Annotated in this window: 15 protein-coding genes; 4 read left to right on the forward strand and 11 right to left on the reverse strand. The window is 70.3% G+C overall.

What is annotated here, in order from left to right; genetic code table 11:
• Window positions 1-3: 3 nt before the first annotated feature.
• Window positions 4-1,503 (reverse strand): alpha/beta hydrolase, encoded by a 1,500-nt coding sequence (locus tag ACFV9G_RS09940; RefSeq protein WP_378727265.1) that lies wholly within the window; start codon window positions 1,501-1,503, stop codon window positions 4-6.
• 254 nt (window positions 1,504-1,757) lie between these two features.
• Between ACFV9G_RS09940 and ACFV9G_RS09945 the strand changes: the two genes are divergently transcribed.
• Window positions 1,758-2,519, forward strand: coding sequence for an HAD-IIA family hydrolase (locus tag ACFV9G_RS09945; protein ID WP_378727331.1), 762 nt, complete (start codon window positions 1,758-1,760; stop codon window positions 2,517-2,519).
• 68 nt (window positions 2,520-2,587) lie between these two features.
• Here the strand turns inward: ACFV9G_RS09945 and ACFV9G_RS09950 are convergent, their stop codons facing one another.
• Window positions 2,588-3,649, reverse strand: coding sequence for a GlxA family transcriptional regulator (locus ACFV9G_RS09950; RefSeq protein WP_378727332.1), 1,062 nt, complete (start codon window positions 3,647-3,649; stop codon window positions 2,588-2,590).
• A 74-nt stretch (window positions 3,650-3,723) separates the two neighbouring features.
• On the opposite strand from ACFV9G_RS09950, the gene ACFV9G_RS09955 reads away from it, so the two are divergent.
• Complete coding sequence (locus ACFV9G_RS09955; protein WP_378727267.1) at window positions 3,724-4,170, forward strand: MarR family winged helix-turn-helix transcriptional regulator; 447 nt, start codon at window positions 3,724-3,726, stop codon at window positions 4,168-4,170.
• 21 nt (window positions 4,171-4,191) lie between these two features.
• Here the strand turns inward: ACFV9G_RS09955 and ACFV9G_RS09960 are convergent, their stop codons facing one another.
• The 3 genes from ACFV9G_RS09960 to ACFV9G_RS09970 form a co-directional block, all read right to left on the reverse strand.
• The gene (locus tag ACFV9G_RS09960) at window positions 4,192-4,578 is read right to left on the reverse strand and encodes a hypothetical protein (RefSeq protein ID WP_378727269.1); all 387 of its coding nucleotides are present in this window, start codon (window positions 4,576-4,578) and stop codon (window positions 4,192-4,194) included.
• A gap of 93 nt (window positions 4,579-4,671) precedes the next feature.
• Window positions 4,672-5,493 (reverse strand): aldo/keto reductase, encoded by an 822-nt coding sequence (locus tag ACFV9G_RS09965; RefSeq protein ID WP_378727271.1) that lies wholly within the window; start codon window positions 5,491-5,493, stop codon window positions 4,672-4,674.
• Window positions 5,494-5,537: 44 nt separating this feature from the next.
• Window positions 5,538-6,719, reverse strand: a complete 1,182-nt coding sequence (locus tag ACFV9G_RS09970) for an MFS transporter (RefSeq protein WP_378727273.1) — start codon at window positions 6,717-6,719, stop codon at window positions 5,538-5,540.
• Between the two features lie 140 nt (window positions 6,720-6,859).
• Here ACFV9G_RS09970 and ACFV9G_RS09975 point away from each other — a divergent pair, with 140 nt between their 5' ends.
• Entirely contained in the window at window positions 6,860-7,306 is a 447-nt protein-coding gene (locus ACFV9G_RS09975) for a MarR family winged helix-turn-helix transcriptional regulator (protein WP_045551017.1), read from the forward strand.
• 335 nt (window positions 7,307-7,641) lie between these two features.
• Here the strand turns inward: ACFV9G_RS09975 and ACFV9G_RS09980 are convergent, their stop codons facing one another.
• From ACFV9G_RS09980 to ACFV9G_RS09990, 3 genes are read right to left on the reverse strand one after another with little or no spacing between them, the layout of a single operon-like run.
• Entirely contained in the window at window positions 7,642-8,250 is a 609-nt protein-coding gene (locus tag ACFV9G_RS09980) for a response regulator (protein WP_378727275.1), read from the reverse strand.
• The gene (locus ACFV9G_RS09985) at window positions 8,247-9,311 is read right to left on the reverse strand and encodes a sensor histidine kinase (protein WP_378727277.1); all 1,065 of its coding nucleotides are present in this window, start codon (window positions 9,309-9,311) and stop codon (window positions 8,247-8,249) included. Before ACFV9G_RS09985 ends, ACFV9G_RS09980 begins: the two co-directional genes overlap by 4 nt.
• 10 nt (window positions 9,312-9,321) lie before the next feature.
• Complete coding sequence (locus ACFV9G_RS09990) at window positions 9,322-9,729, reverse strand: DUF6069 family protein (protein WP_378727279.1); 408 nt, start codon at window positions 9,727-9,729, stop codon at window positions 9,322-9,324.
• A 134-nt stretch (window positions 9,730-9,863) separates the two neighbouring features.
• On the opposite strand from ACFV9G_RS09990, the gene ACFV9G_RS09995 reads away from it, so the two are divergent.
• The gene (locus ACFV9G_RS09995; RefSeq protein ID WP_378727281.1) at window positions 9,864-10,517 is read left to right on the forward strand and encodes an SDR family oxidoreductase; all 654 of its coding nucleotides are present in this window, start codon (window positions 9,864-9,866) and stop codon (window positions 10,515-10,517) included.
• Here ACFV9G_RS09995 and ACFV9G_RS10000 read toward each other — a convergent pair.
• From ACFV9G_RS10000 to ACFV9G_RS10010, 3 genes are all read right to left on the reverse strand, one after another.
• Complete coding sequence (locus ACFV9G_RS10000) at window positions 10,514-11,032, reverse strand: DinB family protein (protein WP_378727283.1); 519 nt, start codon at window positions 11,030-11,032, stop codon at window positions 10,514-10,516. The genes ACFV9G_RS09995 and ACFV9G_RS10000 overlap by 4 nt on opposite strands.
• Window positions 11,033-11,140: 108 nt before the next feature.
• Window positions 11,141-11,527 (reverse strand): VOC family protein, encoded by a 387-nt coding sequence (locus ACFV9G_RS10005; RefSeq protein WP_378727285.1) that lies wholly within the window; start codon window positions 11,525-11,527, stop codon window positions 11,141-11,143.
• Window positions 11,528-11,562: 35 nt separating this feature from the next.
• Complete coding sequence (locus ACFV9G_RS10010; RefSeq protein WP_378727287.1) at window positions 11,563-12,630, reverse strand: NAD(P)H-dependent flavin oxidoreductase; 1,068 nt, start codon at window positions 12,628-12,630, stop codon at window positions 11,563-11,565.
• Window positions 12,631-12,638: the final 8 nt, after the last annotated feature.

Below are 12,638 nucleotides of genomic sequence, written 5' to 3' on the forward strand. Positions count from 1 at the left end.
AATCTAATGGTCGGCCGAGCAGTGGTAGTCGCGCGACGGCCGCTCACCGGTGACCAGATAGGTCGTCACCGCGTGGTTCGCGCAACGGTTCTTGCCGGCCGGGTAGACGCCGTGGCCGCTCTGATCGGCGGTCACCATGGTGGCCCGCTCGCCCAGTGCCGCCCGCATCTCCCTCGCACCGTCCAGCGGTGTCGCCGGGTCGCGCAGGTTCTGCACCATCAGCACGTTGGACGGACCCTGATCGGTGATCCGGACCTGCGGCTCAGCGGGATCCGGCCAGTACGCGCACGGCGTGATGTTGGCTCCGGCGGCACCGAACAGCGGAAACCTGATCCGGTCGACGGCGACGTTGCGCTGGTAGGTCGAGACCGACTTCGGCCAGCGCGCGTCGTTGCAGATCATGTAGTAGCGACCGGAGATGAGGTTGTCCACGTCGCCGACGGCGTCGCCTCCGGGCAGCGGTGGCGGCGGCTGGTTCGCGTCGACCGCCTTCCAGATGTCCGCGAGCAGCGGCAGCTGGGTCGGGCCGTACAGCAGACCGAAATTGATCAGCCGGAACGCGGCGTGGTCGAAGGGGCCGTCCGGCGTCTCGATCGGCTTCTTCTCGAGCCGCTCGGCGAGCTCGAAGTATGTCGCCCGCACCTGTGCCGGTGTCTTGCCCAGGCCGTACTCACGGTGGTTCGCAGCAGCGAACTTCGCGAAGGCCGGGAAGGTGTCCTCGACGCCCTGCGACCACAGCCGGTTGCTCGCGTAGTCCCAGCCGCCCGGGGCCAGATTGCTGTCGAGCACGATCCGGTCGCCGCGCTGCGGGAACAGGGTGGCGTAGACCGCGCCCAGGTGGGTGCCCCAGGAGGCACCGGCGTAGGACAGCTTCGACTCGCCCAGCGCGGCCCGGATCCGGTCCATGTCACGTGCGGTGTTGGCCGGGTTGATGTGCGGCAGCATCCAGGATGTCTTGGACGTCGCGCACTGCTGGGCGATCTGCTTGCTCTGCGCGGCTCGCTCGGTCACGTCGGCGGCGTCGAGGGCGTACGGCGGGATGTTCCCGGTCAGATACTGCTCCTCGGTGAGGTCGCAGGTCACCGGCGTGCTGCGGGCGATCCCGCGCGGGTCGAAGCCGATCACGTCGTAGCTGTCCCGGACGCTCTGCGGGAGACCCATCGCGACGAGCATGGCCGGATAGCCCTCGCCCGAGGAGGGGCCGCCGGGGTTGGTCACCAGGATGCCGCGCCGCTTGTCGGGCTTCGTGCTCGCCAGCCGCGAGACCGCGATGTCGATCGTCTTGCCGTCGGGGTCGCTGTAGTCCAGCGGGACCTTCAGGGTGCCGCACTGCATCCCTTTCGGGATCGGCACCGGAGTGATCTCGGCGGGGCACTTGTCCCACGTGATGCGGTCTGATGGCGCGTCCTGTGCGCCGGCCGGACCGGCCGGCGAGATCACTGGGGCCAGCGTGGCCGCCAGCGAGACGACAGCGACGGTGAGCGGTATCGAGATGCGTTTCATTTCTTCCTCCCGAGGATGGTGGTGGAACGGTGTCAGTCTTCGCTGAACGACGGGCGGAAACATCCGGCCGAAGACCATTCCGGGGGTCGCCGAAAGCACTATTGACCGGAGGGGAAAGTAGTAGTGGCGCAGATCACCGCCCCTGCTGAAGGCGCTTGCCGCGCGAGTCGGCGGCAACGGTTGGCGGTTGGGCCGCGATCGGCGAGGATGTCCCCGTGATCGACGAGCGCCCCATCAACACGTGGCTGACCGACATGGACGGTGTCCTGGTGCGCGAGGAGGAGCCGATCCCCGGCGCCTCCGAGTTCCTGGCCAGGCTCACCGAGGCCTCGGTGCCGTTCATGGTGCTGACCAACAACTCGATCTACACCCCGCGCGACCTGCGGGTCAGGCTGCTCCGGTCCGGGCTCGACGTCCCCGAGAAGTCGATCTGGACCTCGGCCCTCGCGACCGCGCAGTTCCTCGCCGACCAGCGGCCCGGCGGGTCGGCGTACGTCGTCGGTGAGGCGGGACTGACCACCGCCCTGCATGCGGTCGGCTACGTGATGACCGAGAACGACCCCGACTACGTCGTGCTCGGAGAGACTCGCACCTACTCGTTCGAGGCGATCACCCGGGCGATCCGGCTGATCGAGGGCGGCGCCCGGTTCATCGCGACCAACCCGGACCCGAGCGGGCCGAGCCCGCAGGGCACGCTCCCCGCGACCGGCTCCGTCGCCGCGCTGATCAGCGCCGCGACCAACCGGGCGCCCTACTACGTCGGCAAGCCGAACCCGCTGATGATGCGCAGCGCGCTCAACCAGCTCGAGGCCCACTCCGAGACCACCGTGATGATCGGCGACCGGATGGACACCGACATCATCAGCGGCCTCGAGGCCGGGATGCGCACCATCCTCGTCGAGACCGGGTCGACCCGGCCCGAACAGGTCGAGACCTTCCCGTTCCGGCCGACCCGCGCGGTCGCCTCCATCGCCGACGTACTGCCGCTGCTCGAGGGGCAGCTCGCCGGCCAGTAGGGCAGGCGCGGACCGTCCGGCGCTGACGACCGTCGTCGGCAATCAGGGACTCTGCGAGCGGCGACAGCTCAGTCGGCGAGCTCGAACACGGTCTGCCCCCTGCTCCGCCCGCGCGTGGCGGGCAGCGCGGACCGGAACCGCCGCTGATACTGCGACGGCGAGATGCCGAGGCGCGTGACGAACGTACGCCGCAGCACCTCAGGACTGCCGTAGCCCGACTGCGCCGCTGCCTCCGTCACGCTCGCACCGCCTTCGAGACGCATCCGGGCGTGGTCGAAGCGCACCGCGGTGACGTACTCGGACGGCGACTGGCCGAGCTCGTCGCGGAAGCGCCGGGCCAGGTGGCGCGGACTGGTGGCGACGAGGCCGGCGAGGTCGGTGACGGTCCAGGCGCGGGTGGGGTCGGCGTCGACCAGATCGGTCGCACGGCGGACGATCGACGCCGGTTGCGCGCGGCCGCGCAGCGGGACCGAGTACTGCGACTGGCCGCCGGAGCGCTGCAGGTAGACGAGGAGGAGCTGGGCGATCTGGCGCGCGACGTCGGCGCCGTGGTCGTCCTCGACCAGGGCGAGCGCCAGATCGATGCCGGCAGCGACGCCGGCCGAGGTCATCACGTCGCCGTCACGTACGAAGATCGCGTCGGGCTCGACGCGCACGCTCGGATACAGCCGCTGGAGCTCCGGCGCGAACTTCCAGTGCGTCGTCGCGGGCCTGCCGTCGAGGGCGCCGATCTCGGCAAGCACGAAGGCGCCGCTGCAGATCGAGACCACGCGCCGGGCACGCGAAGTCAGCGACACCGCTGCCTCGATCAGCGCACCGCGCACGAACTCGTGCGGCGGCAGCTCGCTTCCGGGCACGACCACGGTGTCGAACTCGCCCGCGTCACCGGCCGCGCCGTGCACGGACACGCGGCCGCCGAGAGAGGTCACCACATCCTGCCCGTCGGGCGACAGCAGCACGATGTCGTAGCCGTCCACCGCCTGATTGGCTTCGACGAAGACCTCGGCGGGACCGACGTAGTCGAGCATCTTCACGCCGTCGAAGAGCAAGAAGGCGATACGCCGACGGGCGCGGGATGGCTTGGAAATGTCGTTTCCTCCTCGAGGCGAAATACCTTGCGTACAAGGAATCTACGCGGCGGTTACCTCGCGCGCAAGGCTTCTTCCCCAAAAGGCTTGCGCGCAAGGGGTTGTAGGGTGGGCTCATGTCAGAGACTCGCCACAGCCTCGAGCTGAGCGAGCAGCTGTGCTTCTCGCTCTACACCGCGCAGCGGCTCGTGACCGCGGCCTACCGACCGATCCTGGACGCCCTGGGCCTGACCTATTCCCAGTACGTCGCCATGCTCGTGCTGTGGGAGAGCTCCCCGATCACCATGGGAGAGCTCGGCGAGCGGCTCGGCCTGGACTACGGCACCGTGACGCCGCTGGTCAAGCGCCTCGAGGCTGCCGGGCTGATCGCCCGCGAGAAGCGCCCCGAGGACCAGCGCAGCGTCAGCGTCCGGCTGACCGAGGCCGGCACCGAGCTGCGCAGCCGAGCCGTTGGCGTGCCCGACACCATCGCCGAGGTGATGGCGCTGCAGACCGAGGAGTTCACCACCCTCAAGGACTCGCTGGACCACCTCAGCGACAACGTCGCCAAGCGCCTGCCCTGACCGCCCGGCGTGTCGAGACCGTCAGTCGGCCAGGCGCAGGTCGCCCTCGGCGCGGGGCGGAAGGTTGGAGAGGGCGGCCTGGACCAGCGTGACGCGCGCCTTGACCGTGACCGCCCGGCGGAGCCGGCCGACGTCGTCACCGATGTTGCGCTCGACGGACTCGCGGATCTGCTCCTCCGGAAAGGTCGGGCGACCGCCGACCGGGACCTCGACGTCGGGCAGGTCGGTGAGCACCGGGAAGATCTGGGTGCCGATGCTGTCCAGGAGCTTGAAGCGCTGGAAGCGGTCGGTCTCGTCCCAGATCTTGTCGATGTCGGCGCCGCCCTTGCGGAACCTCCGGCCGGAGGCCAAGACGGTCTTGGCCGTCCCGGTCAGGGCAACGGTGAGCTCATGCTCGGTCAATCGCATGAGCCCAAGCATGCCCTCAACCGGTCCGGACATCTGCCCCGGGCTGATCACCGATCGATAACACCTGCTCCCCCAGATATCAGGGGCAGACGATCAGGCAGCGTTGAAGGTCGCCGGGTCCGGGCCGGTGCGACCTTCGCTCTCCAGGGCGTCGATCGCGGCCAGGTCGGCGACGGTGAGGTCGAAGCCGAACACGTCGAGGTTCTGCGCGATCCGTGCCGGGGTCACCGACTTGGGGATGACAACCCGGCCCTGCTGGAGGTGCCAGCGCAGGATCACCTGGGCAGGTGTGTGACCGAGGCGGTCGGCGATCTCGGTGATCGCCGGGTTCTGAAGCATCGCGCCCTGGGCGAGCGGGCTCCAGGCCTCGGTGGCGATCCCGAGCGCGTCGTTCGCGGCGACCGTGGCCCGCTGCTGCAGCGCCGGGTGCAGCTCGATCTGGTTGACGGCGGGCACCGTGCCACCGAGCTCGACGACCCGGTCCAGGTGCTCGGGCAGGAAGTTCGAGACGCCGATCGCGCGGACCCGCTTCGCGGCGTACAGCTCCTCGAGGCCCTGCCAGGCGCCGACGTAGCGGTCGCGGGCCGGAGTCGGCCAGTGGATCAGGTAGAGGTCGACCTGGTCGAGACCGAGGAGCTCCAGGCTCTTCTCGTACGCCTCGACGGGCCGCCCGTGGTCGGCGTTCCAGAGCTTCGTGGTGATGAAGAGCTCCTCGCGGGCGATGCCCGACGTCGCGAGGGCGCGACCGACGCCGGCCTCGTTGCCGTAGACGGCCGCGGTGTCGATGCTGCGGTAGCCGGCCTCGAGTGCGGCGGTGACGGCCGCCTCGGTCTCCTCGTTCGGCACCTGGAAGACGCCGTAGCCGAGCTGCGGCATCGCGACGCCGTTGTTGAGCGTGATGTTCGGGACGGTCATGAGACTTCTCTTCTCTTTGATCTTCTCGGTGAGACGGGTGAGGTTCAGGCAGGAACAGGAACAGACGTACGCCGCTCGCCCCCGGGCGCACGGACGGCGACCAGCAGCACGAGGAGAGCGATCAACGTGACCCCGGCGCCGGCCCACAGCGGCGAGGTGTAGCCGAGGCCGGCCGCGATGGTGACGCCGCCGATCCAGGCGCCGAGCGCGTTGCCGAGGTTGAACGCGCCGATGTTGGCGCCGGAGGCGAGGGTGGGCGCCTGGTCGGCATACGCCATCACGCGCATCTGCAGAGCCGGCACGGTCCCGAAGCCGACGGCGCCCATCAGGACCAGGGCGATGACGGTCACCACCTGGCTGGTCGCGGCGAGCGCGAACGCGGCCAGCACCACGGTCAAGGCGACGAGGAGCACACCGAGGGTCTTGACCAGGTCCCGGTCGGCGGCGCGGCCACCGATGATGTTGCCGACGAAGAGGCCGACGCCGAAGAGGACGAGCAGCAGGGGGACCGCTCCGGAGGAGAAGCCGCTGACCTCGGTGAGCGTGAAGGCGATGTAGGTGAAGCCGCCGAACATGCCGCCGAAGCCGAGCACGGTCAGGGCGATCGAGAACCAGACCTGAGGGCTGGCGAAGGCGGACAGCTCGGTGCGTACGGCCGGGGTGGCCTCCTCGCCGCGGCCGGTGTGGGCCGGGACCAGGAGGGCGATGCCGATGAAGGCGATGACACCGATGACGGTGATCGCCCAGAAGGTCGAGCGCCAGCCGGCGGCCTGGCCGAGCAGGGTGCCGAGAGGTACGCCGAGGACGTTGGCGAGGGTGAGGCCGCCGAACATGAACGCGATCGCACTGGCCTTACGCTCCGGGGCGACCAGCTGCGCGGCGACGACGGCGCCGATGCCGAAGAAGGCGCCGTGGCACAGCGCCGCGACGATCCGGCCGGTCATCATCGTGGCGTAGTCGGGCGAGATCGCGGAGATCAGGTTGCCGAGGATGAACAGCACCATCAGGCCCAGCAGGGCTGGCTTGCGGGGCACGCGGGTGAGCGCGAGGGTCAGGGCGATCGCGCCGACCGCGACGCTGAGGGCGTAACCGGAGATCAGGTAGCCGGCGGTGGTCTCGCTGACCGCGAAGTCGGTGGAGACCTCGGGCAGCAGGCCCATGATGACGAACTCGGTGAGGCCGATGCCGAACCCTCCGATCGCGAGGGCTAGCAGTGCGACGGGCATGGATGACTCCTTGGTGAAGACGGGTTGCGTCTGTCGATAGTCCGCGTGCGCAGTAGTTGCACACGCTTCATATTTATAGTTGCACGCGCGCACTATCCGCGCAACTCGGGTATGCTGGAGACGTCCACGAAGGAGGACCCATGGGAATCGCTGACGACGCCGTCGAGATCCGCGCTCAGGGCTGGCGCACGCTGGCGGCCGTGCACGGACTGATCGAGGCCGCGCTCGAGAAGGCGCTGCAGCGCGAGCACGGGCTGTCGGTCGTCGAGTTCACCGTGCTCGACGCGCTCAGCCGCCAGGACGGCTGGCACATGCGGATGCAGCAGCTGGCCCGCGCCGCCGCCCTGTCCTCCTCGGCCACGACCCGCCTGGTCACGCGCCTGGAGAACCGCAATCTCCTCACCCGGATCCTGTGCGCCGACGACCGCCGCGGGATCTACACCGAGCTCACCCCCGCCGGACGCGCCCTGCTGAAGAAGGCCCGTCCACTGCACGATGAAGTGCTGCGCACGGCACTGGACGAGGCCGCCGAGATCCCCGAGCTCGCCCCGCTCGTGCACGCGCTCGGGTCCTTGTCACCAGCCTGAGCAAGTCGGCACGGAAACCCACGGGGTCCGCTCGTCGCTAGCTGGCGCCGCTCCGGGCGAGGTCGCCGCGGAGGTGAACGAAAATTCGTTCGTCGTCGCCGGGCGAACGAATCTTCATTCATCATCCCCGGGCGAACGAACTTTCACTCGTCGTCGCCGGGCGAACGAACTTTCACTCGTCGTCGCAGGACGAACGAACTTTCATTCATCGTCGCAGGACGAACGAACTTTCACTCATCGTCGCCGGGCGAACGAACTTTCACTCGTCGTCGCAGGACGAACGAACTTTCACTCATCGTCGCCGGGCGAACGAACTTTCATTCATCGCCAAGAGATCAGCCCAGCCAGCCGTTGCGGCGAGCGGTGAGGGCGGCCTCGGTCTTGTTGCGGGTGCCGGTCTTGCCGATGGCCGCGGAAAGATAGTTGCGCACCGTGCTCGGCGAGAGGAAGAGGCGGCCGGCGATGTCGGCGATGCTCGACCCGTCCTCGGAGGCCGCGAGCACGTCGCGCTCGCGCGCGGTCAGCGGGTTCGGAGCGGCCCGGAGCGTGGCGGCGGCCAGGGCGGGGTCGAGGACCGTCTCGCCGCGCAGCACCCGCCGGATCGCGTCGGCAAGCTCCTCGACCGGCCCGTCCTTGACCAGGAAGCCGACCGCGCCCGCGGCCATCGCCTGACGCACGTAGCCGGGCCGAGAGAAGGTCGTCAGGATCATCACCCGGCACTCCGGGACTGACGCGCGCAGCTCGCCTGCGGCCTCGAGACCGCTGATCCCGGGCAGCTCGATGTCGAGCAGCGCCACATCGGGGCGCACCTCGAGCGCGGTCGGCACGATCTCGGTGCCGGTTCCGACCTGGGCGACCACCTCGAGGTCGTCCTCGAGCCCGAGCAGCACGGCGAGCGCGCCGCGCATCATCGCCTGGTCCTCGGCGAGCAGGATGCGGATCACGATGCCGGCACCCGCGCCTCGAGGCGGAACCCGTCGGCCCCAGGACGTACGTCGAGGCGACCGTCGACCGCACGCAGCCGCTGCCGCAGGCCTTCGAGCCCGCCTGACCTCGCCCCATTGTCCGCCGGGCCGCCGACTCCGTCGTCGACCACGGCGAGCCGGAACTCGCCGCCGTCCTCGGAGAGCTCGAAACGGCAGCTGGCCGCGCCGGAGTGGCGGATCACGTTGGTCGCACCTTCGCGCACGACCCAGGCGAGCGCCTGGCCGGCGATGTCGGGCACCTCGGCCTGGGCAGCGGTGATCGACGTACGGATCCCGGCAGCGTCGAGCGCGCGGCGTGCGCCGTCGAGCTCCTCGGCCAGGGAGAGCGTCTTCATCTGGTCGACCGCGGCCCGGACGTCGGCCAGCGCGGCACGCCCGACCTCCTCGATGTCGGCCGCGTGCGCTGCGGCTGCCTCCGGGTCACGAGCCGCCAGGCGGCGTACGGCCTCGGCCTTGACGACCATCACGCTCAGCGTGTGGCCGAGCAGGTCGTGGAGGTCGCGGGACATCCGGGCACGCTCCTCGGCCACGGCCACCCGGGCGAGCTCCTCGCGGGTGCGCCGCAGCTGCTCGACCGCCTCGATGAGGCGGAGGAACGAGGTGGTCGTGATCCCGCTGAGAAGTACGCCGCCCACACTGATCAGGTAGGCGTCGTCGATGCCCTCGGCGACTGCGATCGAGACCGCGACGCCGACCGTGGCCACGGCGATCGCGACCAGCAGGCGCCAGCCGCGCAGCACCGCCGGGGAGACGATCGCGAGCACTCCCCAGACCGTCTGCCAGCCCTCGCCCTGGATCGCGGCGAGCACGATCAGGGCGACGAGAACCGGCAGCAGCACGGTGACCCGGCCGGTGACCACGAGGGCGACTGCGGCCGCGCCCAGAGCCAGCACCAGAACCACCTGGCCCACAGCCGGAAGCACCTCGCCGGAGAGGTTGAGCAGCGGGAAGAGCAGCAGTACCGGCAACCACACCAGCACCCCACCGTGGCGCTGGAGGTGACACCACTGGCCGGACACGGTCGTCACCTTATCGCCGTCGCAGGCCGGCGATGACCACAACGGCCACGACGACGTGCAGGCTCGCGAGGCCCAGTCCCGCGGCCAGGGTGAGCGCGCTGGTCGGGGTGATCAGGGAGAGCACGGCGATGCCGACGGCGAGCATCGTCCAGCGCCTCCTCCCGCGCTCGGAGCGCCCTTCCCACCACCGCAGGAGCGCACCGCCGGCCAGCGCGATCAGCAGGCTGCTCACGATCACCGAGGCGACCCCGATCTGCTGGCTGCCGCTGCCTGACTTCACCTCGAGGTCGACTCCCCCGGCCTGGGTCCACAGCAGCCATACGACCGTCGCCGCCACGGCCGCGGTGGCCGCCACCCCGGCGATGCGCGGCCACCCGACCCGGGTGCGCTGCGCGGTCTCGTTCGTCACGGTTGTCATTGCGATTCCTCCGTCTCCACACCCACCGTGGGTGGTGTCTCCAGGCTCCCGCGGGGACGCCTCCCGAGGTCAGATCTGATTGTCCGGACCCGACGGTGACAATTGTCAGTGGACCGTCTGCCTATCGTGGGGGCATGCGCATCGCCATCGTCGGCGGCCACGGCAAGGTCGCCCTGCATCTCCATCCGATCCTCGCGGCCGCGGGCCACACCCCGGTCGCGCTCGTACGCAGCGAGAGCTACCGAGCCGAGCTCGAAGCGCTCGGGGCCGAGGTGGGCCTGCTCGACATCGAGAACCAGGACGCCGACGGGTTCGCCGCCGCCTTCGCGGGCTGCGACGCGGTGGTCTTCGCCGCCGGCGGCGGCCCCGACGGCAACAAGGAGCGCAAGCGCACCGTCGACCTGGAGGGCTCGACCAAGTCGATCGCCGGCGCGAAGGCGGCCGGCATCCGGCGCTTCGTGCAGGTCTCGGCCATCAACGTCGACGAGCCGGTCCCGGCCGATGCCGGCGAGGTGTGGAAGGCCTACGTCGAGGCCAAGCGCGACGCCGACATCGCTCTGCGCGACAGCGACCTCGAATGGACCATCCTGCGTCCCGGTGGCCTCACCGACGACCCTGCGACCGGACGGGTGAAGCTGGCCCCCAAGCTCGGCCGCGACACCATCCCGCGTGCCGACGTGGCCGCGGTGATCGCCGCCGTGATCGACGACGACGCCACCGTCGGCAAGCAGTGGGAGCTGGTCTCCGGCGACTCCTCTGTCGACGAGGCCATCGCCGCCGTCCTCTAGCGCAGACCCAGCAAGCCTTTGACGTACGCCGCCTGGCCGATGTGCTGGGCGGCGTCGTCGACAACGCTGACCAGCCGGACCGCGGCGGTGACCGGCGGGTCCCAGCGCTCGTCGACCACGCGGGCGAGGTCGTCGTCGCTCAGCGTGTCGATCAGCTCGAGAGTGGCCTCGTGGACGGCCTGGTAGTAGCCGGTCAGCAGCGTCGGGTCCTCCAGCCGGAACGCCGCGACCTCCTCGGCACTCTGCCCGTAGCCCATCGCCCGGGGCCGGTACGGCAGCCCGAACCGCTCCACCCAGCCGTCCCGTGTCCACACCTCGTCGGTGCCGGCGAGCGGCGCGATCTGGACGTCCTCCATCCGGGCGATGTGCCACAGCGTCCAGGCGATCGAGTTCGCCTGGTCGTAGGGCCGCCACAGCAGGTCGTCGACGGAGAGGCCGTCGACGATCGTGGGAAGGGTCTCCGCGATCCGGCCGAAGCCGTCCGCGAGCAGTCGCTGGGACGAGGTGTCGCTCATGCCCTCCGTTCTACACCTCGGAGGGCAGCATCCCCTCCCGCTTCGGCAAGGCGTGCCGAGGTCGCGGCGCATTTTCCCACCATGGCGGGATTCTGCGCGCCGGACGAGTCAGGCCTGAGCTGCCGAGTCCACTCCCGCGGGCTCCCACAGCTGGATCGGATTGCCCTCCGGGTCGACGAGTTCCGCGAACCGGCCGTTGGGATAGACCTCCTCGTGCTCGCTCACCTCGACATCGTTGTCACGTAGCTGCGCGACCATCGCGTCCAGGTCGCTCACCCGGAAGTTGATCGACCACGTCCCGGTGGCGGTCGCGAGGTGCGGCGAGTCCTCGGCCATCGGGGCGAACACGGTCGCGCCGGCCTCTTGGCGCCACGGAGACTCCTCGTAGGACGTGGGCGGAGGAGCGACGCCGAGGTTCGCGTCATACCAGCGCGTCAGCGACTCCGGGTCTCGTGCACGGAAGAAGAAGCCACCGATGCCTGTCACCGACTCCATCGTTTGATCGTAACCCGTGAGCGCCGAGGCCATTCCTACAACGGCAGGTTCTCCTCGGCCTCGCTCCACATCCGGGTGACGATGTCGCCCGCAGGCTCGGCGGCCGCACGGCCGGCGGCCTGGCCGGCCCAGTGGTTGGCGCGGTCCAGCGGCACCTCGGCGGCGGGGTCCGGGGTGCCCTTGCGCCACCTGGCGACCAACGCCCGCTGGTGCGGATAGGGCGCTGGCAAAGGCGCCTCGGACGCCTCCCAGGAGCGCACGTAACCCGTCGGGGCAGCGCGGCCGAGGCGGCCCGAGTAGGCGCGGGTGGCGACCGTGTCCTCCGGCGCGAGGCCATCCAACGACGCCGCCCAGGCCGAGGCGATCCCGGTCTCCGGCGACCGCAGCAGCGCGCTGCCGACCTGCACCGCACTCGCCCCGAGGGTCAGCGCAGCAGCGACCGCACGCCCGTCGGCGATCCCACCGGTGGCCACGACCGGCACGTCGACCCCGTCGACGATGTGCGGCAGCAGCGCGAACAGGCCCACGGCCGTGCGCTCCGCCGTCTCCGGCTCGAAGACACCTCGGTGCCCACCGGCCTCGAGACCTTGCGCGACGATGGCATCGGCGCCGGCCTCTTGAGCGGCCAGCGCCTCGGCCAGGGTCGTGGCGCACGCGAACCAGGCGATTCCCGCCTCGTGCAGGCGGTCGACATAGTCGGGCGAGAAGAGCCCCATGATCGAGGAGACGACCCGCGGCCGGGCGGCGAGCATCGCCTCGCACTGCTCCTCGAACGACGGCGCGGGCGGTTGCTCGGGGCCCGGCGTACCGAACCTGCCCAGGAACTCCTCCGCGGCCGAGATCCTGGCCGGGTCGTCGTCGGCCGGGTCGGGGATCCAGATGTTCAGCTGGAAGGGTCCCGCGGATATCGACCGGAAGTCGGCCGCCCATGCCGCGATCCGCGACGGCGAGTCGAGCACCACCCCGGCCGCGCCCATCCCGCCGGCGCCGGCGACCGCGGCCGCCGCCGCGGGCGGACAGGCACCCGCCATCGGCGCCTGAAGGATCGGCATCGAGAGGCCGTACGCCTCGCAGAACTCCTGAGCACGTCGTCGAGCGGTCACCCGGCCAG

Source organism: Nocardioides sp. NPDC059952 (genome assembly GCF_042730435.1).
Taxonomy (GTDB): domain Bacteria; phylum Actinomycetota; class Actinomycetes; order Propionibacteriales; family Nocardioidaceae; genus Nocardioides.

What these genes read in the sequence shown, in the direction of transcription:
- ACFV9G_RS10000 (WP_378727283.1), bottom strand. Translation starts at nt 11,032, where the DNA reads ATGAGCGACACCTCGTCCCAGCGACTGCTCGCGGACGGCTTCGGCCGG.
- ACFV9G_RS09940 (WP_378727265.1), bottom strand. Translation starts at nt 1,503, where the DNA reads ATGAAACGCATCTCGATACCGCTCACCGTCGCTGTCGTCTCGCTGGCG.
- ACFV9G_RS10005 (WP_378727285.1), bottom strand. Translation starts at nt 11,527, where the DNA reads ATGGAGTCGGTGACAGGCATCGGTGGCTTCTTCTTCCGTGCACGAGAC.
- ACFV9G_RS09990 (WP_378727279.1), bottom strand. Translation starts at nt 9,729, where the DNA reads ATGACAACCGTGACGAACGAGACCGCGCAGCGCACCCGGGTCGGGTGG.
- ACFV9G_RS09955 (WP_378727267.1), top strand. Translation starts at nt 3,724, where the DNA reads ATGTCAGAGACTCGCCACAGCCTCGAGCTGAGCGAGCAGCTGTGCTTC.
- ACFV9G_RS09960 (WP_378727269.1), bottom strand. Translation starts at nt 4,578, where the DNA reads ATGCGATTGACCGAGCATGAGCTCACCGTTGCCCTGACCGGGACGGCC.
- ACFV9G_RS09965 (WP_378727271.1), bottom strand. Translation starts at nt 5,493, where the DNA reads ATGACCGTCCCGAACATCACGCTCAACAACGGCGTCGCGATGCCGCAG.
- ACFV9G_RS09975 (WP_045551017.1), top strand. Translation starts at nt 6,860, where the DNA reads ATGGGAATCGCTGACGACGCCGTCGAGATCCGCGCTCAGGGCTGGCGC.
- ACFV9G_RS09995 (WP_378727281.1), top strand. Translation starts at nt 9,864, where the DNA reads ATGCGCATCGCCATCGTCGGCGGCCACGGCAAGGTCGCCCTGCATCTC.
- ACFV9G_RS09970 (WP_378727273.1), bottom strand. Translation starts at nt 6,719, where the DNA reads ATGCCCGTCGCACTGCTAGCCCTCGCGATCGGAGGGTTCGGCATCGGC.
- ACFV9G_RS09945 (WP_378727331.1), top strand. Translation starts at nt 1,758, where the DNA reads ATGGACGGTGTCCTGGTGCGCGAGGAGGAGCCGATCCCCGGCGCCTCC.